The organism is Roseomonas indoligenes (assembly GCF_017813365.1).
Taxonomy (GTDB): Bacteria; Pseudomonadota; Alphaproteobacteria; order Acetobacterales; family Acetobacteraceae; genus Roseomonas; species Roseomonas indoligenes.
Map to the genome: position 1 here is coordinate 28,511 of NZ_JAGIZA010000016.1, position 23,176 is coordinate 51,686.

Genomic DNA, 23,176 nt, shown 5'->3' on the forward strand with positions numbered 1-23,176 from the left:
GATGCCCGATTATGACGCCCTTCTCGCCTCCCATCTCGACGCGCTCCGCGCCGAGGGCCGCTACCGCCACTTCCTGACCCTGCAACGTCAGGCCGGCGCCTTTCCCCGCGCGCTGCGGGCGGATGGGCGGCCGGTAACGGTGTGGTGCAGCAACGACTATCTCGGCATGGGCCAGCACCCGGCGGTGCGGGAGGCGATGATCGCCGCCATCCGGGAGGACGGGGCGGGCGCCGGCGGCACGCGGAACATCTCCGGCACCGGCCGCCACCACGTGGCGCTGGAGGCCGAGCTGGCCTCCGTGCACGGGAAAGAGGCCGCGCTGGTCTTCAACTCCGGCTTCACCGCGAACGAGGCGGCGCTCTCCACCCTGGCGATGCTGCTGGGGGCGACCATCCTCTCGGACGCGGACAACCACGCCTCCATGATCGCGGGCATCCGCAACGGGCGCGGGCCGAAGAAGGTCTTCCGGCACAACGACGTCGCGCATCTGGCGGAACTGCTGGCCGAGCTGCCGCCGGAGGCGCCGAAGGTCGTGGCCTTCGAGAGCGTCTATTCCATGGACGGCGACATCGCCCCGATCCGCCGGATCGCGGAGCTGGCGCGCCGCCACAACGCCCTGACCTATATCGATGAGGTCCATGCGGTCGGCCTCTACGGCCCCGGCGGCGCGGGCGTGGCCGCGCGGGAAGGCGTGGAGATCGACGTGGTGGAGGGCACGCTGGGCAAGGCCTATGGCGTCGGCGGCGGCTATGTCGCGGGCAGCGCCACCCTGATCGACGCCATCCGGTCCTTCGCGCCGGGCTTCATCTTCTCCACCACCCTCACCCCCGCCGTGGCCGCGGGCGCCCTGGCGAGCGTGCGCCACCTGCGCGCCTCCGACACCGAGCGGACCGCCCACCAGGAACGCGCCCGGGCTACCCGCGCCGCGCTCCGCGCCGAGGGCCTGCCCGTGCTGGAATGCCCCAGCCACATCGTGCCGGTCATGGTGCGCGACGCCACCCTGTGCCGGGAGGCCAGCGAGATGCTGCTGGAGGAGCACGGGGTTTATATCCAGCCCATCAACTTCCCCACCGTGCCCCGCGGCACGGAGCGCCTGCGGATCACGCCGACGCCGCTGCACGACGATGCCGCCATCGCCTCGCTCGCCGGGGCGCTCTCCGCCGTCTGGGACCGCCTGGGGCTGCCCCGGCAGCGCCTGGCGGCCTGACCTTTCGGGGAAGGCTCCCGCCTTCCCCGTTCGCCGCGGTGGCGATCAGGCCCCGGCCATGGTCAGCCCGTCGATCCGCAGCGTCGGGCTGTCGGTGCCCCGCCGGAAGCGCAGGTCGTTGGCGGGGGTGATGTTCAGGAAGATCTCCCGCAGGTTCCCGGCCAGGGTCACGCCGGAGAAGGGCTCGGCCAGTTCGCCGTTGCGGATCATGAAGCCGGAGGCGCCGCGGCTGTAGTCGCCGGTGGTGGCGTTGATGCTGGTGCCGATCATCTCCGTCACGAAGAGGCCCTCCGCGATGTCAGCCATCAGGGCCTCCGGCGTCAGCGCGCCCGGCTCCAGCCAGAGATTGCTGGTGGAGGGCGAGGGCGGGCCGCCCACGGCGCGGGAGGCGCGGCCATTGGAGGCGAGGCCGAGCTGCCGGGCGGAGCGCCAGTCCAGCAGCCAGTGCTGCAGCACGCCGTCCTCCACGATCGCCAGCGGGGCGGTGGGCATCCCCTCGGCGTCGAAGGGGCGGGAGCGGAGGCCGCGCGGGCGGGTGGGGTCGTCCCGCACGGTCAGGCCGGGGGCCATGATCCGCTGGCCCATGCTCTCCCGCAGGAAGCTCGTGCCGCGCGCGACGGAGGCGCCGTTCGCCGCGGCCGTGAGATGGCCGAGGATGGAGCCGGCCACGCGGGGATCGTAGAGCACGGGCAGGCGGGCGGTGGCGGGGCGGATCGGGTTCAGGCGGCGCACCGCCCGCTCCCCGGCGCTGCGGCCGAGGGTCTCCGGCTCGTCCAGCTCCGAGAGGTGGGTGGCGGAGGCGTAGTCGTAGTCCCGCTCCATCCCCGTCCCCTGCCCGGCCAGCGCCGTGACGGAGAGGCTGTGCCCGCTGCGGGTATAGGTGCCGGAGAAGCCGTTGGAGGCGGCGAGCGCGACCACCGTGCGGTGCCAGCCGGCATCCGCGCCCTCCGAGTTCGTCACGCCGGGGATGGCGCGGGCGGCCTCCTCCGCGCGGCGGGCGCGGGTGGTGAGGGAGGCCACGTCCGGCTCCACCCCGTCATCCATGTCCAGCGGCAGGTCGGCCAGCGACGGCACGAGGTCCGGCAGGAAGCCAAAGGGGTCCTCCGGCACGGCGCGGGCCATCGCCACGGCGCGCTCGGCCAGGGCCGCGAAGCCGCGCGGGTCGGAATCCGTGGTGGAGACGATCGCCTGGCGGCGGCCGACGAAGACGCGCAGGCCGATGTCGAAGCCCTCGGACCGCTCGACCTGCTCCACCTCCCCCAGCCGCATCTGGACGGAGAGGGAAGCGCCGGCGGCCAGCATGGCATCTGCCGCATCCGCCCCCGCTGCGCGGGCGGCGGCGACCAGCGCCGCCAGCGCCTCGCGCGTGTCGGTCACTGGTGCCTCGGCCGTCGCGCTCACGCCGACAGCCTCTCGGCGACTTCCGGCAGGTGCGGCACGCGGCCGGCGGGGCCGAGGGCGGCAAGCGTCGGCGGGGCGCGGAAGGTTCGGGCGGCCGCGGCCTGCACCTGCTCCACCGTCACCGCCGCGATCCTGGCCTTCGTCTCCTCCACCGGGATCAGGCGGCCATGCACCTGGAGCTGGCGGGCCAGCTGCTCGCAGCGCGATCCCGTGGATTCCAGGGACATGAGGACGGAGGCGCGCAGCTGCGCCTTGGCGCGGGCCAGCTCCTCCTCCGTTACATCCTTCTGCACGCGGCGCAGTTCCTCCAGCGTGGCGGGCATCAGCTCCGCCGCCTGCTCCTCGCCCGTGCCGGCATAGACGGTGAAGAGGCCAGCGTCCCGGTAGGGGGAGTGGAAGGAATAGACGGAATAGACCAGCCCGCGCTTCTCCCGGATCTCCTGGAACAGGCGGGAGGACATGCCGCCGCCGAGGATCGTGGAGAGCAGCATCGTCGGGTAGTGCATCGCGTCGCCATAGGCCGGGCCGGGGAAGCCCAGCAGCAGGTGCACCTGGTCCAGGTCCCGCTCCTCCCGGAACTCGCCGCCGGTGTAGCGGGCGGGCTCGGCATTGTGGCCCTCGATGTTCGGCAGGTCGGCGAAGTGGGTCTTCACAAGATCCACGAGGTTGTCGTGGTCCACCGCGCCGGCCGCGGCCACCACCATGCGGGAGGGGCCGTAGTGGCGGCGCATGTAGCCCGTCAGCGCCTCACGCGGCAGCGTCTCGATGATCCCGGCCGGGCCCAGAGTCGGGCGCCCCATGGGCTGGCCGGCGAAGGCCGTCTCCTGGAAATGGTCGAAGACGATGTCGTCCGGCGTGTCGTTCGCCTGCCCGATCTCCTGAAGGATCACGCCCCGCTCCCGCTCCACCTCCTCCGGCGCGAAGGAGGAGTGGGTGAGGATGTCGCCGAGGATGTCGGCGGCCAGCGGCAGGTCCTCCTTCAGCACCTTGGCGTAGTAGGCCGTGGTCTCCCGCGCCGTGTAGGCGTTCAGGTGGCCGCCCACGTTCTCGATCTCGCGCGCGATCGCGGCGGCGTCGCGCCGCTCCGTGCCCTTGAAGGCCATGTGCTCCAGGAAGTGGGAGACGCCGTTCTCATGCGCCTCCTCGTCCCGCGTGCCGGTGTGGGCGTAGGCGCCGATGGAGGCGGTCTCCACCCGGGCCATGGTGTCGGAGACAATCGTCAGGCCGTTGGGCAGGCGGGTGAGGCGCACGGCGCCGCCATTCGCGGCGGGGTCCGTGGCGGCGGCGAGGATTTCTTCGGTCATGCGGCGGGGGCGACTTCCGGGAAGAGAGCGTTTCAGCGGGTGAATGTAGGGTGCCCCAGGGTCCGGTGCGAGGCTGGGCGGCCCCAAGGGACGCCGCCCTCCGAACCCCCACCCGCTGCCGCCGCGCTATCCTGACAGGATGTACCGGCGTGATGGGGTCAGTCCTGCCTTTGCAGTCGCCCCGGCTCGAAGAAGGGGGGTGCCTGGATGGGGAAGAACTCCCTCTTCCCCTCCCCGGTACAGGCCAGAAGTAGAATCAGGGCCCCTGCCGCACCGGTGCGCTGCGGCGCCATGTCACGGGATAGGGGGCCACATCCGCCGCGGTCAGTTCCGCCGGCGCGGTCAGTCGCCGGCCGTCGAAGCGGAGGAAGCGGATCGCGCCGTAGGGGACCGGCGCCCCGCCGCCGATCCGCAGGTTGGTGGCCTGGGCGTCCTCCAGCACCAGCTTGCCCCAGGGCTCGGCGTCCCACCCGTTCGGGTGGTTCGCCCAGAGGACGCGCAGGCCGAAGTCCCGCCCGGGCCACCAGACCGGGGCCACGCGGTAGGACATGATGTCCGGGGTGACGAGGAAGACGCCGGGATCGACGAGGACGACGAAGTTAGCCGGCTGGCCCGCGGGGACGGCAGCGCCCAGCGCTTCCATCCCCGACCGCAGCGCGCCCTCATGGGCGGAGGCGACGCTCTGGCGGCTGTTGTAGCCGAGACAGGCGACGAGCAGCCAGGCCGCCGCCACCCCGCCCACCGCCGAGAGGCCTGCGCGGCGGAGCCCGGCGGGTACCGGCAGCAGCGCCAGGACCAGCGCCGCGACGCCCGTCCAGAGCAGGGGCATCCAGGCCTGCTCCACCATTGGCCAGCGCAGGCCCACGGTCCAGGTGCCGGACATGGATTCGATCAGCAGCGTGGGCAGCACGAGGCCGAAGGCGACGGCCAGCACCACCGCCGCGTCCCGCGCGCGCACCGGCTCCTCGCGCCGCAGGGCGAGGAAGTGCAGGCCGGCCATGCCGATCCCGAAAGCGGCGCCGAGCGCCAGGGCGCGCCAGCCCAGCACCTGCTGCGCCACCGCCACGAAGCCGTCGTAGCGGGAGACGGAGAGGCCGGCCTTGATCGAGGCGGGAAGGTTCTGAAGCAGCAGATCCGGCCGCAGATCGTAGTAGGCGGCCATGCCGGGGTTCTGGGTGGTCTTCCAGACCAGCACGAAGGCGCCGAGCAGCAGGGCGTAGGGCAGCGTTTCCAGCACGGCCCCGACGAAGCGGCGGAAGGGCCCCGCGCCGGGGCTGGCGGGGTGCAGCAGGGCCAGCAGCCCGATCCCGACCACGGCGCCCACCTGGAAGGTGTAGCTGCCGAAGGCGACGAACCAGAGAACGAGGGAGAGACCGTACCAGCCCGGCGCGCGCCGCCCGCCCCGGACCCAGGCCGCGAAGCTGGCCACGCAAAGGCAGCTGAGGGAGAGGGCGCCGATGAAGTTCCAGGCGATCTCGTCCGGGGTGGGGTGCAGCACCCAGGCGGCGGCCAGCATTCCCGTCCCGAGGGCGATGCCGCGCGCGCGGCCATCGGCCACGCCGCGCACCATGAGGTAGGAGGAAACGCCGAGCAGCGGCCCCATCATCAGCCGCACGAGGTAGGCGCCGTTCGCGCCATTGGTGAAGAGAGGCTGCGCCGCGACGTACCACCAGGGCGAGAGCGGGTTGCGGTCGTTGAAGGTCCAGAAGGTCTGGGCGCGGGCCACCGCACCCGGCGAGGAGAGGATGAGGAGCCAGTTGTAGTCCTCGCCCATGGCGATGACCCGCAGCCCGAAAGGCAGGCCGAGGCGGCGAAGCACCGCGAAGAGGGCGAGGCTGGCCACCGAGGCGAGGGCGATGAGGGCGAGGTCCACCACGAGGCCACGCCGGTCCATGGCCGGGTTTGCGGCCTGGTTCGCGCCTCGGTTCACCACATCCGTCACGCGCTTCGCTCCGCCAGCCAGGGCAGGTAGTCCGCCATCCGCTCCTCCGGGTCGTAGGGCTCGCTCGCCAGGACGAGGAGGGCGGCGTCCGGCGTGTGGCCGTACTGCAGCGTCCAGGTACCGGGCGGCACGTGCAGCCCCGCCTCCGGCCCGGACAGGCGTACGGCCAGGCGCCGCCGCCCGTCATCCACCGCCACCGTCACGGCGCCCTGGGTCGCGATCAGGAACTGGTGGGACCGGCGATAGGCCCCGCCGCCGCGCGCCCAGCCATCCGGCGCGCCGTCGATGACGTAGAGGCGGCGCGGGGTGAAGGGCAGGGCCGATTCCAGCGGCCAGTGGGAGAGGCGGCCGCGCGGGTCGCGGTGCGTGTCGGCGGCGATGGCGCGGCAGGGCGCGTCCGGCGGCAGGGCGTCCAGCGCCGTCACGCCCTCCACCCCGGCATAGCCGACGACGCGGGCGGGGTTGCCCACCACCACGGCATTGGCCGGCACGTCGGCCGTGATCACGGTGCCCGCCCCCACCATGGCGCCCGGCCCGATCGTGATGCCCGGCAGCACCGTGGCATTGGCCCCGATGGAGGCGCCGCGGCGGACCGTGGTGGGGGACAGCGCGTCCCGCTGCACGCGGCTGCGGGGGAACATGTCGTTGGTGAAGGTGGCGTTGGGGCCGATGAAGACGTCGTCCTCCACCCGCAGCCCGTCCCAGAGCTGGACGCCGCACTTCACCGTCACGCGGTCGCCGGTGACGACGTCGTTCTCGACGAAGACGCCGTCGCAGATGTTGTTGTCCGCCCCGATCACCGCGCCCGGCAGGATATGCGCGAAGGCCCAGACCCGCGTGCCCGGCCCGACCTTGTCGCTCTCGCAGAGCGCCTGGGGGTGGATGCGCGGGGCGTTCACGGCAGGTGCCCCGGCGTGGCGCCGTTCGCCATGCGGCGCGCGACGATGGCGTTCGGGCGCCCGCGCACGTTCTCGCTGATCCGCCAGACGTAGATGCCGATGATGCCGAGGGAGAGCAGCGTCATGAAGCCGAAGAACAGCACCGCGATCATGATGGGGACGTAGCCCGCCACGGGAATGTCGCGGAACAGCCAGGCGAGCAGCACCACCACCGCGCCGACGACCGAGAGCGCCCCGCCCACCGCGCCGATCCCGACCAGCATGGAGATCGGCAGGTCGGAGAAGGCGAAGACGCTGTCCACGAAGTAGCGCAGGCGCTTGGCGAAGACCCAGGCGCTGGTGCCCTTGGTGCGGGCGCGGCGGTCATAGGGGATTTCCAGCCGGCGGAAGCCCACCCAGAAGAGCTGGCCGATGAGGGAGCCGGAGCGCTCGTCCAGCTCCAGCAGGGCGGTCCGCACCGCCTCGTTGCAGCCGAAGATGTCCACCCCGCCCGCCGGCACCTCCGGAATGACGAAGCGCTTGTAGAGGCGCCAGTAGGTCTGGGAGAGGAGGCGCGAGAGGCCGGGATCCTGGCGGGAGGCGCGAACGCCGAGGCAGAGGTCGGCCTCGTCCGCCCGCAGGGTGGCGAAGAAGCGCTCCGCCAGCTCCGGGGGTTCCTGCAGGTCGGCGGCCATCACCGCGAAGAAGCGGCCGCGCGCCGCCATCAGCCCCTCGCGGATGGCCGCGAAGGCCCCGAAGTTGCGGGACAGGGCGAGGAGCTGCGCGGGAAAGCCGAGATTGGGCAGGGCCGCGCGCAGCAGCGCCTCGCAGTTGTCGGGGGAGGCATCGACGACCAGCACCGCCTCGAAGCCCGGCACCCGGGCCGCCATGCCCGAGAGCGCTTCGAGCAGGTCGGGCAGGTTTTCCTCGTTCCGGTAGATCGGAACGATAAGGGAGCAGTCGATCATCCGGCCCGGCAGTCTCTGACGTTGGCCGCTCATAACAGCCGCGCCCACGCCTGAAAACCGGCGCCCTACCCCGCCGGGCGCCGGAGGAGATGGGGCGGGGTGGGCGGTGGGAGGGGAAGCGGGAAAGCGCCCCTGGAGGCGGCCCGCGAGGCAGCCAGGCCCGGGCGGGGCGGATCGGCCGGGCCGGGCGGGCTTTCCGGAAGCAGCAGGATGATCCCGGCCAGCAGCCCGGCGGGGATCAGCCCCCCACGGAGCCGCCGCGCCCTGCCCCGGGCCTGTGCCCGGGGGCGGGCCTTGCGCGGGCGCCGGGCGGGCTCGGACTTGGGTTCAGGGGGGCCTGCCGGCTGTGCCGGGCGGGGAGACTGCCGGAACAGCGCGTCCGCCCGCGCCAGATCCGGGACATTCAGCAGCAGCACCCCCACCCGCGCCGCCAGGGCATGGGCGGCGGGGGTGTAAGAGGCGTTGGAGACCACCGCCGCGCAATCCGCCCCGGCGAAGCCGCGGCCGGCCAGGGCTTCCTGCACCGCCCGGTTGCCGACGGGCCGCCCGTGGAGCTTGCACTGGAGCACGACAGAGCGCCCGCCTTTGCGGGCCAGCACGTCCACGCCCTGGTCGGCGGAGCCGCGGCCGAGGGTGACGGACCAGCCGCGCGCGGCCATGAGGTTGGCGCAGTGCCGCTCGAAGTCGCGCGGGGAAAGGTCAGCGGGCAGCGCCGCCGCCGCATCGTCGCCCCGGAGGAAGTAGAGGACGGCGAGGGCGAGAAGCGCGACGGAAGCGAGTAGCCCCCACGTTCCCATTGCCACTCCAGCCGGCCAGGCGTCACCGGCGGGCCGCCGGAGGGCCTGTCAGGGCCTGCGACTCGGGGCAAGCAAGGCTGACAGGCCTATTAGGTGCCGTTCTTCACAAAGCACTTCAACTGTGCCTGGCAAGTTTGGATCAGATTTTTGCCAATCTGATCAGGGATTTCCCAGTTCCCGGCCCGGGCGCCTCAGGCCGCCGGCCGACCCGGCTTGCGCAGCCCGTCCACGAAGACGTCGAGCAGCCGCAGCACGCTGGCCTGCCAATCCGGCCGTTCCTGGGCGTAGCACATGCCGATCAGCGCCCGCAGCACGTCCTCCGGGCCGATGTCATCCCGGATCTCGCCGGTGCTGACGCCGCGCGCCAGCAACTCCCCCACAGCCCGGGTCAGGCGGTCCGAGGAGTAGGCCATGAGGTCCGGGTTCTTCTGCGTGGCCAGGGCCAAGGCGGCCAGCATGCCCTTCTTCGTGGCCACGAAGGCCACGTTGGCGCGGAGCCAGAGGCGAAGCGCCTCCGCCGGGCTCGCCTCCGCCTTCAGGACCTGCACGAGGTCGACGAGCTGCTCCACCTCCCGCCGGTACACCGCCTCGAACAGGGCCTCGCGCGTGGGGAAGTGGCGGTACAGCGTGCCGATCCCGACGCCAGCCTCACGCGCCACGGCCTCCAGGCTCGCGCTCTCTCCGCCCTGGCTGAACACGACCTTCGCGGCTTCCAGCACGCGCTCGCGGTTGCGGACGGCGTCGGCGCGCGGCCTTCGCGCCCGCCCGGCCGGATCGCCGAGTTTCACACGGACTTCGTCATTCGCCCCTTGCAAACGGAGGCACCCTCCATATTCTAACCCGCAGGACGCCGGATCGGTGCTCGCCATCCATCCTGCGCCCGCCTTTTGAACGCCGCCACGCATGTTTCGTCCAGCCGCACCGCGCATTGGCCCCACGGCCTTGCCCGGGCCTGGCCGAGACCGGGCGGATCCTAGCGCACAGCACCCGATCGGAGGTCCAGCATGAGTTGGTCCATCACCCTCACCGTCAACGGCGAGCCGCGGCACGTCGAGCTGGACGACCCCCGGGTCACGCTGCTCGACCTGCTGCGGGAGCGCCTGGACCTGACCGGCAGCAAGAAGGGCTGCGACCGTGGGCAGTGCGGCGCCTGCACCGTGCTGCTGGACGGGCAGCGCGTGAACTCCTGCCTCGCCCTGGCGGTCAGCCATGACGGCGCCGAGGTGGTGACGATCGAGGGGCTGGCGCGGAGCGGCGTCCTGCACCCCGTCCAGGCCGCCTTCATCGAGCACGACGCCTTCCAGTGCGGCTTCTGCACCCCCGGCCAGATCATGAGCGCGGTGGGGATGATCGGGGAGGCCCAGGCCGGGGACGACCCCGAGCGGGTGCGGGAGTGCATGAGCGGCAATCTCTGCCGCTGCGGCGCCTATCAGGGCATCACGGAGGCCGTGCTGGACGCGCAGCAGCGCATGGGCCAGGACGGCTGGGAGGAAGCGGCATGAACCGCTTCGACTACATCCGCCCGGCGACCGTGGCGGAAGCCGTGACCGCCGCCTCCGTGCCGGGCAGCGCCTTCCTTGCCGCCGGGACGAACCTGCTGGACCTGATGAAGGGCGGCGTCGTCCGCCCCGAGCGGCTTGTGGATGTCAGCCGCCTGCCCGGGCTGGACGCGGTCGAAGCGCTGCCGGACGGCGCGTTCCGGATCGGCGCGCGGGTTCGAAACGCCGAGCTGGCGCATGACCGGGACTTCGCGCGCCGCTTCCCGGCGGTGGCGGAAGCCCTGCTCTCCGGCGCTTCCGCCCAGTTGCGGAACGCCGCGACCGCTGGCGGCAACCTGCTGCAGCGCACGCGCTGCGCCTATTTCTATGACCCTGCCAGCGCCTGCAACAAGCGCGAGCCCGGCGCGGGCTGCGACGCGCTCGGCGGCGAGAACCGGCTGCACGCCGTGCTGGGCTGGAGCGAGAGCTGCATCGCCACGCACCCCTCCGACTTCTGCGTGCCGCTCGCCGCGCTCGGCGCGGTCGTCGAGATCGAGGGGCCGGGCGGACGGCGTGAAGTGCCGCTGGAGGAGTTCCACCTCCTCCCCGGCAGCACGCCGGAGCGCGAGAGCGTGCTCTCGCCCGGCGAGCTCGTGGTGGCGCTGCGCCTGCCCGCCGGGGCCGACGCCTTCGCCGCCCACTCCCGCTACGTGAAGCTGCGCGAGCGCACCTCCTACGCCTTCGCCGTCGTCTCCGCCGCCGCCATGCTGCGGATGGAGGGCGGCACCATCGCGGAAGCGCGGCTGGCGCTCGGCGGCGTCGCGCTCAAGCCCTGGCGCGCGCGGGAGGCCGAGGCCGTGCTGGCCGGCGCCCGCCCCGACGCCGCCACCTTCCGCCGCGCGGCGGAAGCGGCGCTGGAAGGGGCGCATCCCTCCGGCGAGAACGGCTTCAAGATCGAGCTGGCGCGCCGGATCGCCGCGCGCGCCCTGGCGCTCGCCGCCGCCGGCACGCCGGAGCGCATCCCGGCGCTTCCCGCCTCCCCCCTCGCCCCCGTCACGGGAGTCGCTCTCCATGGCTGAAACCGCCATCCAGCTCCGGCACGGCTCCAGCATCGGCCAGCCGCTGACGCGCCGCGACGGCCCGCTGAAGGTCACGGGCGCCGCGACCTACGCCGCCGACAATAACCCACCGGGCCTGCTGCACGCCGCGCTGGCCGTCAGCACCGTCGCGCGCGGCCGCGTGGCCTCCCTCGACGTGGCGGCCGCCAGGGCCCATCCCGGCGTGGCGGAGGTCATCACCCCCGCCAACCGCCCGCCGCTTGCGGCGGACCCGGACGAGAAGACCGGCCCCTTCAGCTTCCGCCAGGAGCTGCTGCAGAACGACACCGTGCGCTACGCCGGCCAGCCGATCGCCATCGTGGTGGCGGAGACGCTGGAGGCGGCGACGGAGGGCGCCAGGCTGCTCGCCCCGCGCTACGAGGCCGAGCCGGTGCTGGCCGAGCTGGACGGGCCCGACGTCTTCACCCCCGCCGCTATCGGCGTCGGCAACGCGCCGAACATGCAGCACGGCGACGCGGAGGCCGGGCTGGCCGCGGCCGAGAGCAGCATCGCCGCCACCTATGACACGCCCGCGCAGTACCACAACGCGATGGAGCCGCACGCCGTCGTCGCCGCCTGGGACGGCGACCGCGTGACGGTGGACACGCCGAGCCAGGGCCTGGCCTTCGCGGTGATGCGGATCGCCGGCATCTTCGGCATCCCGCCGGAAAACATCCATGTCCGCAGCCCTTTCCTCGGCGGCGGCTTCGGCTCGAAGGGGCTGATCTCCGGCCCGCAGCTCCTCGGCATCCTCGCGGCCCGCATGGTGGGGCGGCCGGTGAAGCTCGTGCTGCCGCGTGCCCAGATGTACGGCCCCGTGGGGCACCGCGCGCCCACGCGCCAGACCCTGCGCCTGGGCACGGACAGCAAGGGCGCGCTGACCGCGATCTCGCACCACGTCCGCACCGCCAGCAGCCGCTACGACGACTTCTTCGAGCCCGCCGTGGGCGTCACCCACTCGCTCTACGCCGCGCCCGCCATCGAGACGACGACGGACGCGGTGCGGCTGGACACGGGCACGCCCACCTTCATGCGCGCCCCCGGCGAGGCCAGCGGCAGCATCGCACTGGAGAGCGCGATGGACGAGATGGCCGTGGCGCTGGGCATGGACCCGCTGGAGTTCCGCCTGCGGAACTACGCCGAGGTGGATCCGGCTTCCGGCAAGCCCTTCTCCTCCAAGGCGCTGCGGGAGTGCTACGCGCAGGGCGCGGCCCGCTTCGGCTGGGCGGGGCGGCCGATCGCCCCGCGCAGCATGCGCGACGAGAACGGCCTGCTCGTCGGCTGGGGCATGGGCACCGCGACCTTCCCCGCCCTGATGTTCGCGGCCCAGGCGCGCGCCGTGCTGCGGCGTGACGGCAGCGGCGTGGCCGAGACCGGGGCGCACGACATGGGCCAGGGCGCCTGGACCGCGCTGGCCCAGATCGCGGCCGATAGCATGGGCCTGGACATCGACCGCATCGAATTCCGCGCCGGTGACTCCAGGCTGCCCGATGCCGGCATCGCCGGCGGCTCCGCCCACACCGCCACCGCCGGCGCCGCGCTCCGCAGCGCCGGCGAGGAGGTGGTCGCGAAGCTGGCGGAGCTGGCCATGTCCGACGAGCGCTCCCCCCTCTTCGGCGCCGGCAATGCCGGCGTGGTGGCGCGCAACGGGCGGCTGCTGCGGCGCGACGACGAGGCGCGCGGCGAGAGCTATGAGAGCATCCTGGCCCGCGCCGGGCTGGAGGAGATCGAGGGCAAGGGCCGCGGCGCCGCGGATCCCGCGGCGCAGGAGCACTACTCCATGCACGCCCACGGCGCTGTCTTCGCCGAGGTGAAGGTGGACCCCGAACTCGGCCAGGTGCGCGCCACGCGCCTGGTCGGCGCCTTCGCGGCCGGCACCGTCATCAACCCGCGGCTGGTGAACAGCCAGTACCTCGGCGGCATGATCTGGGGCGTCTCCTTCGCCCTGCACGAGGCGGCCGTGGTGGACCCGCGATCCGGCCGCGTGATGAACGCCAACCTCGCCGAGTACCACGTGCCGGTGAACGCCGACGTGCCCTCGATCGAGGCCATCCTGGTGGAGGAACACGACCCCCACGTGAACGCCCTGGGCGTCAAGGGCGTGGGCGAGATCGGCATCACCGGCACGGCCGGCGCCATCGCCAACGCCGTGTGGCACGCGACGGGGGTGCGCGTCCGCCAGTTCCCGGTCGCGATCGAGGCGCTGATCGCGGATTGGCCGCAGTCCTGAACTTCCGGGTCTGGCGGTCCCAGGGGGAGAGAAGGAATTCTCTCCCCCTGGACCCCCTCTCATCTTTTTCTATCGGGCTGCCGCGGGATGCTCGTCTGACGGTGCGCCTGAGGTCGATGACCTCAGGCGACTGACACGGCCACCAGGGCTGACACGGCTTTGAAAGCTTTTCGGCGCCGCCCTTCGATCATCGCATCCGCGGTAGCCCGATGCAGGTCCAGGAGCCTCAGGCTCCTGGCTCGGGACAAACGCTTTGCGTTTGCCCGGGGATTCTAGGGAGGCAGCGCCTCCCTGAGGTTACCAGCGCCGCCTACTCCGCCGCCACCGCCGGGGTGGCGGTGCCACCGTTCCAAAGCGCCGGGTTCAGTTCTTCCGGCCGATCCGGGAAGAGCAGGGCGCAGGCGAAGGTGATGCAGGCGAAGGCGGCGAGCACGATCAGCGTGAGGCCGAGATTGCCGAAGGTGTCGTGCAGGTAGCCGATGGCGGGGGAGGCCGCGGCGGCGCCGAGGAAGCCGACGAAGAAGCGGAGCGAGTAGAGCTTCGCGCGCAGGGTGGGGGCGACGTAGCGGGCGGTCATCGTCTCGTTCACCGTCACCTGGCCGAAGATGGCGGCAGCGGCGATGGCGGCCACGGGCAGCACCGCCCAGCCCTGCAGGAAGGAGAGGGCGAGCAGCGCCGGCACCAGCGCGAAGGCGAGCGGCAGGAAGACGCGCTTCAACGTGGTGCGGTCGATCATGCGGCCGACGGTGAACTGGGTGAGGCCGCCGAAGAGGGTGGCGGTGAAGGCCAGGGCGCCGACGAGGGGCAGGAGGGAGGGGCTGTCCGCCATCCGTTCCTGCATCAGCTTCGGGATCAGTAGGGTGAAGGCGTTGAAGACGAAGCCGGAGGCGACGGCCATGAGCATGAGGGAGATCACGGCCTGACGCACGACGGCGGGCGGGATCTGCGGAAAAGGGCGGGTGTTCTTCACGTGCTGGCGGGCATCGTAATGCGGCTCACGCAGCCACATCAGGCCGAGGAGGAGGACGGCGACGGCGGGGACGAGGAAGGCCCAGCGCCAGCCGGCCTGGGCGACGAGCAGCGCCGTCAGCACGGGGGCGGAGGCGACGCCGAGATTGCCGAAGACGCCGTTGTTGCCCATCGCGCGGCCCACGCGGTCGCCGGCGGCCTCCACCAGCATGGCCGTGCCGATCGGGTGGTAGATGGCGTTGAACAGCCCGGCCAGCGCCAGGGCGGCGGCGAGGCTCCAGGGGCTTGAGACGAAGCCGGCCAGCAGCAGGGAGCCGCCGACGCCGAGGAAGAAGGCCGTCATCAGCGCCTGCCGCCCGACCTTCTCCGCCAGCCAGCCCATGGGCAGGGCGCCGATGCCGTAGAGGACGAACATGCCGGTGCCGAGCGCCAGAACCGGCCCGTACTCCGCGCCGAAGGTGGCGCCGTTGGTCGCCACCATGCCCAGCACGGCCGTGGCGAGGATCAGCAGCACGTAGTGGCAGACGAAGTGCGCGGCGTTGATGAACCAGATCTGCCGGGTGGCGGGGTCTGTTGGCATTGGCGTTCTCCTCGCCCCGAAACTATCCTGGCCGGGCCAAGACGTTGGGCCATAGGATGTCGCGAACCGGCCAAACTGTGATCCCGAACCTCAACCTGCCGCAGGACGCGGTGGACCGGCCCATGGCGGCCTTCGTGCGGGACTATGCAGACGGCCAGACCACGGGGCGGCACCGGCACGCGCGGGTGCAGCTCCTCTATGCCCTGCGCGGGGTGATGCGGATCACCACCGATGCGGCGAGCTTCGTGGTGCCGGCCGGTCGCGCCCTCTGGGTTCCGGCGGGGGAGCCGCACTCCGTCGCGATCGTAGGGGCGGTGGCGATGCGGGCCCTGTTCCTGCGCGCGGACGCCGCGCGGGCGGGGCCGGAGGGCGTCGCCGTGCTCGCGGCCTCTCCCCTGCTGCGGGAACTGATCCTGGCGGCCTGCGAGGAGCCGCTGGAATGGGACGAGCACGGCCGGGGCGGCCACCTCGCCGCGCTCATCCTGGAGGAGATCCGCCGCGCCCCCAGCCTGCCCTTCGGCGTGCCGGAACCGCGTGAGCCGCGCCTGGCCCGGATGGCGGCGGCGTTGCGGGACGACCCGGCCATCCCCTGGTCGCTGGAGGAATGGGCGGCGCATGTCGGCGCGTCCCCGCGCAGCCTGTCGCGCCTGTTCCGGGCGGAGACGGGCCTGTCCTTCGGCGCTTGGCGGCAGGCGCTGCGGCTGGCCGAGGCGGCCGCGCTGCTGGCCCAGGGCGTGCCCCCGGCCAGGGCAGGTGCGGCGGTGGGCTACGCCTCCGCCCCGGCCTTCGGGGCGGCCTTCCGTGCGGCCTTCGGGATGACGCCGGCGGGGGTGCAGGGAATGCGGGGCGGGTAAGCCGGCTCCGGTGGCCCTGGGCCTACCGGCGCGCCCCTGTCAGACCGCTTCCGCCGGCCGCGCCGGAATGGGTGGCGCGGTACGGCTGACCTCGGCGTAGCCGCGGCCGTAATGGCGTTCCAGCCGGACCTGGACGAGGTTCCACAGCGTGGTGAGCACGAGGTAGTAGACGGCGGCCACGCAGTAGAGCTCCAGAACTTCGAACTTCTCCTGCATCAGCACCTGGCTGCGGCGCATCACCTCCTCCAGCGAGATGACGGAGGCGAGCGAGGTGGCCTTGAGCAACCCGTTCAGGGAGTTGCCCAGGGGCGGGATGATGAGGCGGGCGACCTGCGGCATGAGGACGAGGCGCAGCGTGTTCCAGCGGGACAGGCCGAGGGCCTTGGCGGCCTCCGTCTGGCCCTTGGCGACGCCGTTGAAGCCGCCGCGGATGGTCTCCGACAGGTAGGCGGCCTCATTCAGGCTGAGCGCGAGGAGGGCGGAAGGCAGCACGCCCAGCTTGATGCCGAGCTGCGGCAGGCCCGTGTAGATGAGGACAAGCTGCACCAGCAGCGGCGTGCCGCGGAAGACCCAGACGTAGAAGCTCGATGCTCCGTAGAGCAGGGCGTTCTTCGACATCCGCATCAGCGCCAGCGCGGTGCCGAGGATCAGCCCGATGATCATGGTGGCGATCGTCAACCCGATCGTCACGCCCACGCCTTCCAGCAGGTAGGCGTTCGTCAGGTAGGACAGGAAGGCCCTGACATCGAACATCGGCCCGATCCTTCTCGGCTAGGGGCGAGGGCTCAGTTCGGGCCGTTGCCGCGGATGGCGAAAGTGGCGTTCGCCAGGCGCGTCATGCCGAACTTGTCGAAGAGACGGTCATAGGTGCCATCGGCCTTCAGCTCGTTCAGGGCCGTGGCGAAGGCCTGGGCCAGCGCCCTGTCGCGGAAGGCGTAGGTGATGTCGGTGCCGAAGAGGCTGCGGACGTGGATCTTCGCGATGCCGCGGCTCACCATCTCGTTCGCCGTCTCGTCGATGTTGATCGCGGCCTCCAGCTGGCCGGCGCGGAGCGCGGCCACCGTCTCGCTGGCGGTGGAGAAGGTGCGGAAGTTCACGGGCGGCAGGCCGCGCGCCACCATCTCGGCATTCGCCTCGCGCGACTTGCGCTCGTTGTAGGTGCCGGTCTCAACGCCCACGGTGCGGCCGGACAGGTCGTCGAACTTCGTGAGGCTGAGCCTGCTGTTCGGCAGGGTGTAGATGCTGATGGCCTGCTGGGCGTAGGGCACGAGGTAGAACATGTTGGACCGCTCCTCGGTCCAGAACATGCCGGTGTTGATCGTGTCGAACCGGCCGGCGCGCAGGCCGGGGATCATCGGCGGGAAGTCCATGCGCATGAAGACCGGCTCGATGCAGATCTTCGCGGCGGCGGCGCGGGCGAGCTCCACGTTCAGGCCCTGCAGCTCGCCGCGGCTGTCCACGAACTGCTGCGGGGGCAGCGTGGGGTTGATGGACATGGTCCACTTGCCCGCTTCCACGAAGCTGCCGGCCGGCACGCGGGGCGTGCAGGTCTGGGCCGAGGCCGCCCCGCCGAGGAAGGCGGCGCCGGCGAGGCCGAGGAGGAGACGTCGCATGGTCATCGTACGGTTCCCGTTGCTGGATGTGCCCGACCGGGAGGCAGGAGAGAGGCGGTCACCTCAAAGCAGAGAAATTCAGTCGCAATAAGCGTGCCTTGTCCCGCACGCCGATCAGGCGGCGGGCCGGGCGAGGATGAGGGAGGCGTGCTCGGCGTCGATCACCACCTCGCCGCGCGCGTTCACCAGCTCCAGGAACTCGGTGACCACGCCGCGGTCGGGGTTGCGGGAGGGGCGCTTTGCCGTGAAGCGCATGCGGAGGTGCAGCTCGTCCCCGGCGAGGACCGGGGCGCGGAAGCGCACCTTGTCCCAGCCGAGGGAGGCGATGGAGGTGCTTTCGTAGAGTCGCAGCTCGGTCTTCAGGCCTTCCATCAGGGAAAGACCGAACAGCCCGTGCGCGATGACGGTGGGGAAGCCGCGGCTGCGGCAATAGGCCTCGTCCGTGTGCAGCGGGTGGTGGTCCCGCGTCAGCGCGGCGAACGCGCCGATCTGCTCGGCGGTCACGGTGTGCGTGCCGGTGCGCCACTCCTCTCCGGGCGTGATGTCCTCAAGGAAAAGGCTGGCGGGAGCGGGGGCGGAAGCGCTCATGCGGCGTGCCTCGGGCGTGCAGCCTGCATCAGGAACTCGTCCCGCAGCGCCATGGGGCCGGGGCGGAACAGGCGCGCATCCATGGGCTTCACGGCGGGGCTGACCAGGGGCTGGAAGCCCATCTGGTCCAGCACGTCCTCCTGCATCCGCACGCCGGGTGCGACCTCGGTCAGCACCACGCCCTCCCGGGCGAGCTGGAAGACCGCGCGCTCGGTCACGAAGGTGACCTCCTGACCCTTCTCCCGCGCGAGATGACCACTGAAGCTGATCTGCTCCACGGCGGGCACGAACTTCTTCATCTGCCCTTCCTGGCGAATGCCGATGCCGCCATCGGCCAGGCCGATCTTCAGCCCGCCACCGGTCATCGTGCCGCTGAACACCAGGCGGCGCGTGTTCTGGGTGATGTCGATGAAGCCGCCCGATCCGGCGAAGCGGTTGCCGAACTTCGTGACGTTCACGTTGCCCTGCGGGTCCACCTCCGCGAAGGAGAGGAAGGCCGCGGAGAGGCCGCCGCCGTCGTAGAAGTCGAACTGGTAGCCCTGGTCGATGATGGCGCGCGGGTTCACCGCCGTGCCGAATTCCCGGGCATGGCCGGGAACGCCGCCGATCACGCCGGCCTCCACGGTCAGGGTGATCAGGTCCTCGATCCCCTCCTCCGCCGCCACGTTCGGAATCATGGCGGAAACGCCGACGCCGAGATTCACCACGTCGCCCGGCCGCAGCTCCAGCGCGGCGCGGCGGGCCATCACGCGGCGCTCGCTCATCGGGTCCGGCAGGATGGAAGAGGTGGGGACGCGCGTCTCGCCGCTGCGGCTGGGGTCGTAGACCGTGCCGAAGGTCTGCATCTGCTCCGGCTCGACCACGATGTAGTCGATGAGGAAGCCGGGGATCTTCACCATGTGCGGGTTCAGGCTGCCGCGGCGGGCGAGGCGCTTCACCTGGCAGATCACCGTGCCGCCGGCATTGTGCACGGCCTGCGCGATGGAGAGGTCCTCCCGCGTCGTCGCCTCGTGCTCCATGGTGACGTAGCCGTCCTCATCCGCCGTGGTGCCGCGGATGAGGGCGACGCGCGGGGCGCCGGGGACGCGGTAGAAGAGCCAGTCGCGGTCCAGCAGCCGGACGTGGTCCACCAGCTGCTCGGTGGTGCGCGCGTTCATGCGGCCGCCGCTCTCGGCCGTGCCCTGGCGCGGATCCATGTAGGTCTCGAGCCCGACATGGGTGAGGATGCCCGGCTGGCCGGAGGCCATGGCGCGGCAAAGCCCGGTCATCACGCCCTGGGGGAAGTTGTAGGCCTCGATGTGGTTGCCATCGATCAGCGCCATGAAGGGAACCTGCAGCCCGTAATGGCCGCCGATGACGCGGCGCACGAGGCCCTGGTGCCCGAAATGGCAGAGCCCGTGCTCGTGGATGGCGCCGATGCCCGTGACGTGGAACAGAGTGAGGTCGTGCGGCCCCTGCCCTGCTAGGAAGCGCCGCTCCACCGCCTCGATCAGCGCCTCCGGCGTGCCGGTGCCGCCATTGCCGCCGACGATGACGAAGTCGCCGTCCTTCACCAGGGCGGCGGCCTCCTCGGCCGAGATGTGGTGCGGGGCGGTCGCACCCATCAGGCCGTCTCCTTCTCGACCTGGCGGGCGATGATCATGCGCTGGATCTGGTTCGTGCCCTCGTAGATCTGGGCCAGGCGCACGTCGCGGAACAGGCGCTCCACCCGGTACTCGCGGGAATAGCCGTTGCCGCCATGGATCTGCAGCGCGTTGGAGACGTGCTTCACCGCCATGTCCGTCGTGAAGAGCTTGGCCTGCGCCGCCTCCTTCGCGATGGGCATGCCCGCATCGTAGAGGCGGGCGGCGTGGTGGATCAGCATGCGGGCCGCCGCGATGTCCGTGGACATGTCGGCGATCATGAACTGGATGGCCTGGTGGTTGATGATGGCCGTGCCGAACTGCTTGCGGGTCTTGGCGTAGGCCACAGCGTCCTCGAACGCGGCCTGCGCCATGCCGAGCGCCATGGCGGACATCATCAGCCGGCTGAAGTTGAAGTTGCCCATGGCCATCTTGAAGGCGCCGTTCTCCGGCCCGACGACGGCATCGGCGGGCGCACGCACGCCGTCCAGCGTGATCATGCAGTCCTCCAGCCCGTGCATCCCCAGCAGCTCCTCGTTCTTGCCGCGGTGGATGCCCGGTGCCTTCCCGTCCAGCAGGAAGCAGGAGATGGCCTTGTGCCCGCCCCCCGGACCGCTCTCCGCGCCGCTGCGGGCGAAGACCATCAGCGCGTCCACGACATTGCCGAAGGTGACCCAGGCCTTGGTGCCGTTCAGCACCCAGCCATCCGCGTCGCGCTTCGCGGTGGTGCGAAGGCCCGCGACGTCGGAGCCGTGGTCGGGCTCCGTCACGGCGGTGGCGGGAATGATGTCGCCGGCGAGGATGCCGGGGATCATCGCCTTGTGGCGCTCATTCCCGTGGTGGTCCAGGAAGAGCGCGGCCTCCACGGGGATGGCGAAGGCGTTGCCGACCGCGCCGGAGCAGCGCGCGATCTCCTCCATCACGATGCAGGCGCCGGTCGCGCCCATGCCGGCGCCGCCCGCCTCCTCGCGCAAGGCCACGCCGAAGAGGCCCAGATCGGCCATGCCCTTGTAGAGGCCGCGGTCGAAGCGGTCCTCGCGGTCGATCGCGGCGGCGCGGGGCAGGACCTCGCGCTCGGCGAAGCGGCGGGCCGTCTCGCGAAGGGCGGCCTGGTCCTCGGTGTAGAAGCGGTGCATCGGGTTCTCAGGCGGGTTCGGCGTCGGAGGAGAGAAGGCCGGCATGGGCCACCTCATCCCTGGCGCGGTCGAAGAAGTAGACGGCGAGGGTCTTGGCCGTGGTGCCGTAGAGGGTGGCCAGCGGCTCCGTCAGGGCCGCCGCCGCCTTGCGGCGCTCCGGGATGCCGCGGCGATAGGCGTGCACCTTCACGAAGATGCGCTGCTCCTCCGGCAGGGCGCCCATCGTGCCGGCATGGGCATAGGCGCCGGGCGCGATGTCCAGGAAGTAGATCGTCACCGTCTCCGGGCCGACGGAGAAGGCATCGCAGAGGCCGTCCGTGACGGCGGTGGCCACCTTCTGGCGCCCCTCCGCGAGGATGGGCGGGGCGAGGATCTCGACATAGGGCATCAGGGGGCCACCGGACGGCAGGATTGGCGTTGGATCAGCCGCGCGCCGATGCGGTACTCGCGGGCGGTCGCGGCGGGCGGTGCGGCGCCGGGGCGGAGGCGCTGCAGCAGGCGGTCGGCGGCCAGCTCGGCCATGGCGTTGGCGCCGCTGTCCACCACGCTGATGGCGGGGCGCTGCCAGGCGAAGCCCGGCACGTCCTCGTAGCAGAGGAGGGAGATGTCGTCGGGCACGACGATGTTGCGCTCCGCCAGGCCGCGCAGCACGCCGAGCGAGGATTCGTGGTTGGCGGCAAACAGCGCGCTGGGCCGGTCATCCCTGTCCAGCAACTGCCGGCAGCCCGCCAGCCCCGTCTCCGGCTCGTAGCGCCCGGCATGGACGAGGGAGGCGTCGAAGGGGATTCCCGCTTCCTCCAGCGCACGGCGGTAACCTGAAAGGCGCTCCCGGCCGGAGGTGGTCTCCTGCCGGCCGACGATGAGCCCGATGCGGCGATGGCCGAGTTCCAGCAGGTGCCGCGTGCCGGCAAAGGCACCCTCCGGATCGGCGGCGAGGACGGTCTCCAGCTCCACCGTCTCGTCACGGCGGACGACGCAGGTGACGGGCGTTCCATTCGCTTCCAGGACTGCGAGCAGCGCGCCGTTGCGCCCGGTGGGGCAGATGATGAGCCCGTCCACGCGCTGGTCGGTCAGAGTCTCGATCGTCACCGCCTCCTGCTCCGGGTCATCGGCGGTGATGCAGAGAAGGGCCTGGTAGCCCTCCGCCCGGAGGCGGCGCTGCACCACCTCCGCCAGCACGCGGAAGGAGGCGTTGGTGAGGTTGTGCACGACGAGGCCGACGAGGCGCGTGGTGCGCGTCTTCAGCCCGCGGGCGAGGGTGTTGGGGCGATAGCCCAGTTCCGTCGCGATGCGCTGGAGACGCGCCTCCGTGCTCTTGCTCGTCAGCCCGCCGCCGGCGAGCGCGCGCGAGGCCGTGCTGACCGACACCTTGGCGGCCCGCGCGACGTCCCGAAGCGTCACCTGCGTCTGCATGGCGCGACCTTGCTCCGCAAACGTTTGCGGAAGCAAGCACGATTTCTGGGCACCTCGGCGAAAACTTCCTTTGACGACACCCTACCTGATCCGTTTTAGTGCATCCGCAAACGTTTGCGGCACTTGCGAAGGGACGACCCCCTTGGACCTGACCGGCATCGGCGGCATCTGGCCTGCCTCGCTCACCCCTTTCGACCGGGACGGCGCCATCGACGAGGCGGCGCTGCGCGCCCATCTGCGGCAGCTTGCCGGCACGCCGGGCGTGCGCGCGCTGGTGGTGAACGGGCATGCCGGCGAGACGGGTTCGCTCGACCGGTCCGAGCGCAAGCGCGTGGTGCAGATCGCGCATGAGGTGGCGGGTGAGGCGACGGGCGTGGTAGCCGGCATCGTGACGGAGGACCCGCGCGCCGCCTGCGACCTGGCGCGCGACGCGAGGGAGGCCGGGGCGGACGCGATCCTCCTCTTCCCGCCCCTGCTCTTCGCCGGCGGCGCGGAGGTGCGGCCGGACATGGTGCTGCGCTTCTTCCACGCCGTGGCCGAGGCGGCGGCGCTGCCGATCATCGTCTTCCAGCTCTCCCGCCCCGCCGGACTCGGCTACGCACCGGATCTGCTGGCGCGGCTGCTGCGCGAGGTGCCCTCCATCATCGCGGTGAAGGAGGGCAGCGACGTCGTCTCCTCCTACGAGGACAACCTGCTGGTGCTCGCCGGTTGCGGCCGCAAGGTGAGCATGCTGACGAGCAACAACTCCTGGCTGCTCGCCTCCCTCGCGCTCGGCGGGGACGGCATCCTCTCCGGCATCGGCAGCGTGGCCTCGGGCATCCTTGCCGAGATGCATGAGGCTATCGCGCGCGGCGACCTCGCGGCGGCCCGGCGCGCGAATGGCCGCCTGCGCCCCCTGGTGCGCGTGTTCTATCGCCGCCCGGCGCTGGACATGCACAACCGCATGAAGACGGCCCTGAACCTGATGGGGCTGATGCCCAACCCGGCGCCCCGCGCGCCGCTGCTGCCGATCGAGGCCGGGGAACGGGAGGAGATCCGGCGCGCGCTGGTCGCCGCCGGCCTTCTTCCCGCCGCCGAGATGGCCGCCTGAGGACAGACG

General features: G+C 71.9%; 21 protein-coding genes. 6 read left to right on the top strand and 15 right to left on the bottom strand.

All coding sequences use genetic code 11. The features are described from left to right. The first annotated feature begins 1 nt into the window (after position 1). Positions 2-1,207: a 5-aminolevulinate synthase gene (hemA, locus tag J5Y10_RS21190; RefSeq protein ID WP_209376109.1), complete on the top strand. Its 1,206-nt coding sequence runs from the start codon at positions 2-4 to the stop codon at positions 1,205-1,207. 45 nt (positions 1,208-1,252) lie between these two features. Here hemA and J5Y10_RS21195 read toward each other — a convergent pair whose 3' ends face one another. The 7 genes from J5Y10_RS21195 to J5Y10_RS21225 form a co-directional block, all read right to left on the bottom strand. Continuing rightward, complete coding sequence (locus tag J5Y10_RS21195) at positions 1,253-2,608, bottom strand: TldD/PmbA family protein (protein WP_342452982.1); 1,356 nt, start codon at positions 2,606-2,608, stop codon at positions 1,253-1,255. Continuing rightward, positions 2,605-3,912, bottom strand: a complete 1,308-nt coding sequence (locus tag J5Y10_RS21200; RefSeq protein ID WP_209376110.1) for a M16 family metallopeptidase — start codon at positions 3,910-3,912, stop codon at positions 2,605-2,607. Before J5Y10_RS21200 ends, J5Y10_RS21195 begins: the two co-directional genes overlap by 4 nt. A gap of 256 nt (positions 3,913-4,168) precedes the next feature. After that, positions 4,169-5,854, bottom strand: a complete 1,686-nt coding sequence (locus J5Y10_RS21205; protein ID WP_209376111.1) for a hypothetical protein — start codon at positions 5,852-5,854, stop codon at positions 4,169-4,171. Further along, entirely contained in the window at positions 5,851-6,753 is a 903-nt protein-coding gene (locus J5Y10_RS21210; RefSeq protein WP_209376112.1) for a WxcM-like domain-containing protein, read from the bottom strand. Before J5Y10_RS21210 ends, J5Y10_RS21205 begins: the two co-directional genes overlap by 4 nt. Then, a complete protein-coding gene (locus tag J5Y10_RS21215; protein ID WP_209376113.1) occupies positions 6,750-7,700 on the bottom strand; it encodes a glycosyltransferase in 951 nt (316 codons plus the stop codon). Before J5Y10_RS21215 ends, J5Y10_RS21210 begins: the two co-directional genes overlap by 4 nt. Positions 7,701-7,765: 65 nt before the next feature. Then, the gene (locus tag J5Y10_RS21220; RefSeq protein WP_209376114.1) at positions 7,766-8,497 is read right to left on the bottom strand and encodes a restriction endonuclease; all 732 of its coding nucleotides are present in this window, start codon (positions 8,495-8,497) and stop codon (positions 7,766-7,768) included. Between the two features lie 191 nt (positions 8,498-8,688). Beyond that, positions 8,689-9,285 (bottom strand): TetR/AcrR family transcriptional regulator, encoded by a 597-nt coding sequence (locus J5Y10_RS21225; protein ID WP_209376115.1) that lies wholly within the window; start codon positions 9,283-9,285, stop codon positions 8,689-8,691. A 216-nt stretch (positions 9,286-9,501) separates the two neighbouring features. On the opposite strand from J5Y10_RS21225, the gene J5Y10_RS21230 reads away from it, so the two are divergent. The 3 genes from J5Y10_RS21230 to J5Y10_RS21240 are packed head-to-tail and all read left to right on the top strand — an operon-like array spanning position 9,502 to position 13,302. Beyond that, positions 9,502-9,999: a (2Fe-2S)-binding protein gene (locus tag J5Y10_RS21230; RefSeq protein WP_209376116.1), complete on the top strand. Its 498-nt coding sequence runs from the start codon at positions 9,502-9,504 to the stop codon at positions 9,997-9,999. Beyond that, positions 9,996-11,054 (top strand): FAD binding domain-containing protein, encoded by a 1,059-nt coding sequence (locus J5Y10_RS21235; protein WP_209376117.1) that lies wholly within the window; start codon positions 9,996-9,998, stop codon positions 11,052-11,054. The genes J5Y10_RS21230 and J5Y10_RS21235 overlap by 4 nt, the downstream gene beginning before the upstream one ends. Continuing rightward, on the top strand, positions 11,047-13,302 hold the full coding sequence (locus tag J5Y10_RS21240; RefSeq protein ID WP_209376118.1) for a xanthine dehydrogenase family protein molybdopterin-binding subunit: 2,256 nt from the start codon (positions 11,047-11,049) through the stop codon (positions 13,300-13,302). The genes J5Y10_RS21235 and J5Y10_RS21240 overlap by 8 nt, the downstream gene beginning before the upstream one ends. 310 nt (positions 13,303-13,612) lie before the next feature. Here J5Y10_RS21240 and J5Y10_RS21245 read toward each other — a convergent pair whose 3' ends face one another. Then, a complete protein-coding gene (locus tag J5Y10_RS21245) occupies positions 13,613-14,851 on the bottom strand; it encodes an MFS transporter (RefSeq protein ID WP_209376119.1) in 1,239 nt (412 codons plus the stop codon). A 77-nt stretch (positions 14,852-14,928) separates the two neighbouring features. Between J5Y10_RS21245 and J5Y10_RS21250 the strand changes: the two genes are divergently transcribed. After that, positions 14,929-15,705: a helix-turn-helix domain-containing protein gene (locus tag J5Y10_RS21250; protein WP_342452983.1), complete on the top strand. Its 777-nt coding sequence runs from the start codon at positions 14,929-14,931 to the stop codon at positions 15,703-15,705. A gap of 39 nt (positions 15,706-15,744) precedes the next feature. Here J5Y10_RS21250 and J5Y10_RS21255 read toward each other — a convergent pair whose 3' ends face one another. The 7 genes from J5Y10_RS21255 to J5Y10_RS21285 form a co-directional block, all read right to left on the bottom strand. Further along, the gene (locus tag J5Y10_RS21255) at positions 15,745-16,458 is read right to left on the bottom strand and encodes an amino acid ABC transporter permease (RefSeq protein ID WP_209376121.1); all 714 of its coding nucleotides are present in this window, start codon (positions 16,456-16,458) and stop codon (positions 15,745-15,747) included. 32 nt (positions 16,459-16,490) lie between these two features. Continuing rightward, the gene (locus J5Y10_RS21260) at positions 16,491-17,324 is read right to left on the bottom strand and encodes an ABC transporter substrate-binding protein (RefSeq protein WP_209376122.1); all 834 of its coding nucleotides are present in this window, start codon (positions 17,322-17,324) and stop codon (positions 16,491-16,493) included. Positions 17,325-17,432: 108 nt separating this feature from the next. After that, entirely contained in the window at positions 17,433-17,906 is a 474-nt protein-coding gene (locus J5Y10_RS21265) for a MaoC family dehydratase (RefSeq protein ID WP_209376123.1), read from the bottom strand. After that, entirely contained in the window at positions 17,903-19,510 is a 1,608-nt protein-coding gene (locus J5Y10_RS21270; protein ID WP_209376124.1) for an acyl CoA:acetate/3-ketoacid CoA transferase, read from the bottom strand. The genes J5Y10_RS21265 and J5Y10_RS21270 overlap by 4 nt, the downstream gene beginning before the upstream one ends. Further along, the gene (locus tag J5Y10_RS21275) at positions 19,510-20,664 is read right to left on the bottom strand and encodes an acyl-CoA dehydrogenase family protein (protein ID WP_209376125.1); all 1,155 of its coding nucleotides are present in this window, start codon (positions 20,662-20,664) and stop codon (positions 19,510-19,512) included. Before J5Y10_RS21275 ends, J5Y10_RS21270 begins: the two co-directional genes overlap by 1 nt. A gap of 7 nt (positions 20,665-20,671) precedes the next feature. Continuing rightward, positions 20,672-21,052 carry a tautomerase family protein gene (locus J5Y10_RS21280; RefSeq protein ID WP_209376126.1) on the bottom strand — a complete coding sequence of 127 codons (381 nt, stop codon included), beginning with the start codon at positions 21,050-21,052 and terminating at the stop codon, positions 20,672-20,674. After that, positions 21,052-22,077 (bottom strand): LacI family DNA-binding transcriptional regulator, encoded by a 1,026-nt coding sequence (locus tag J5Y10_RS21285; RefSeq protein ID WP_209376127.1) that lies wholly within the window; start codon positions 22,075-22,077, stop codon positions 21,052-21,054. Before J5Y10_RS21285 ends, J5Y10_RS21280 begins: the two co-directional genes overlap by 1 nt. A gap of 142 nt (positions 22,078-22,219) precedes the next feature. On the opposite strand from J5Y10_RS21285, the gene J5Y10_RS21290 reads away from it, so the two are divergent. Further along, complete coding sequence (locus tag J5Y10_RS21290) at positions 22,220-23,167, top strand: dihydrodipicolinate synthase family protein (protein ID WP_209376128.1); 948 nt, start codon at positions 22,220-22,222, stop codon at positions 23,165-23,167. Positions 23,168-23,176 lie beyond the last annotated feature (9 nt).

Coding starts and splice junctions, on each gene's coding strand:
- hemA (WP_209376109.1), top strand. CDS start 2: ATGCCCGATTATGACGCCCTTCTCGCCTCCCATCTCGACGCGCTCCGC.
- J5Y10_RS21200 (WP_209376110.1), bottom strand. CDS start 3,912: ATGACCGAAGAAATCCTCGCCGCCGCCACGGACCCCGCCGCGAATGGC.
- J5Y10_RS21215 (WP_209376113.1), bottom strand. CDS start 7,700: ATGATCGACTGCTCCCTTATCGTTCCGATCTACCGGAACGAGGAAAAC.
- J5Y10_RS21220 (WP_209376114.1), bottom strand. CDS start 8,497: ATGGGAACGTGGGGGCTACTCGCTTCCGTCGCGCTTCTCGCCCTCGCC.
- J5Y10_RS21230 (WP_209376116.1), top strand. CDS start 9,502: ATGAGTTGGTCCATCACCCTCACCGTCAACGGCGAGCCGCGGCACGTC.
- J5Y10_RS21235 (WP_209376117.1), top strand. CDS start 9,996: ATGAACCGCTTCGACTACATCCGCCCGGCGACCGTGGCGGAAGCCGTG.
- J5Y10_RS21240 (WP_209376118.1), top strand. CDS start 11,047: ATGGCTGAAACCGCCATCCAGCTCCGGCACGGCTCCAGCATCGGCCAG.
- J5Y10_RS21245 (WP_209376119.1), bottom strand. CDS start 14,851: ATGCCAACAGACCCCGCCACCCGGCAGATCTGGTTCATCAACGCCGCG.
- J5Y10_RS21255 (WP_209376121.1), bottom strand. CDS start 16,458: ATGTTCGATGTCAGGGCCTTCCTGTCCTACCTGACGAACGCCTACCTG.
- J5Y10_RS21260 (WP_209376122.1), bottom strand. CDS start 17,324: ATGACCATGCGACGTCTCCTCCTCGGCCTCGCCGGCGCCGCCTTCCTC.
- J5Y10_RS21265 (WP_209376123.1), bottom strand. CDS start 17,906: ATGAGCGCTTCCGCCCCCGCTCCCGCCAGCCTTTTCCTTGAGGACATC.
- J5Y10_RS21270 (WP_209376124.1), bottom strand. CDS start 19,510: ATGGGTGCGACCGCCCCGCACCACATCTCGGCCGAGGAGGCCGCCGCC.
- J5Y10_RS21275 (WP_209376125.1), bottom strand. CDS start 20,664: ATGCACCGCTTCTACACCGAGGACCAGGCCGCCCTTCGCGAGACGGCC.
- J5Y10_RS21280 (WP_209376126.1), bottom strand. CDS start 21,052: ATGCCCTATGTCGAGATCCTCGCCCCGCCCATCCTCGCGGAGGGGCGC.
- J5Y10_RS21285 (WP_209376127.1), bottom strand. CDS start 22,077: ATGCAGACGCAGGTGACGCTTCGGGACGTCGCGCGGGCCGCCAAGGTG.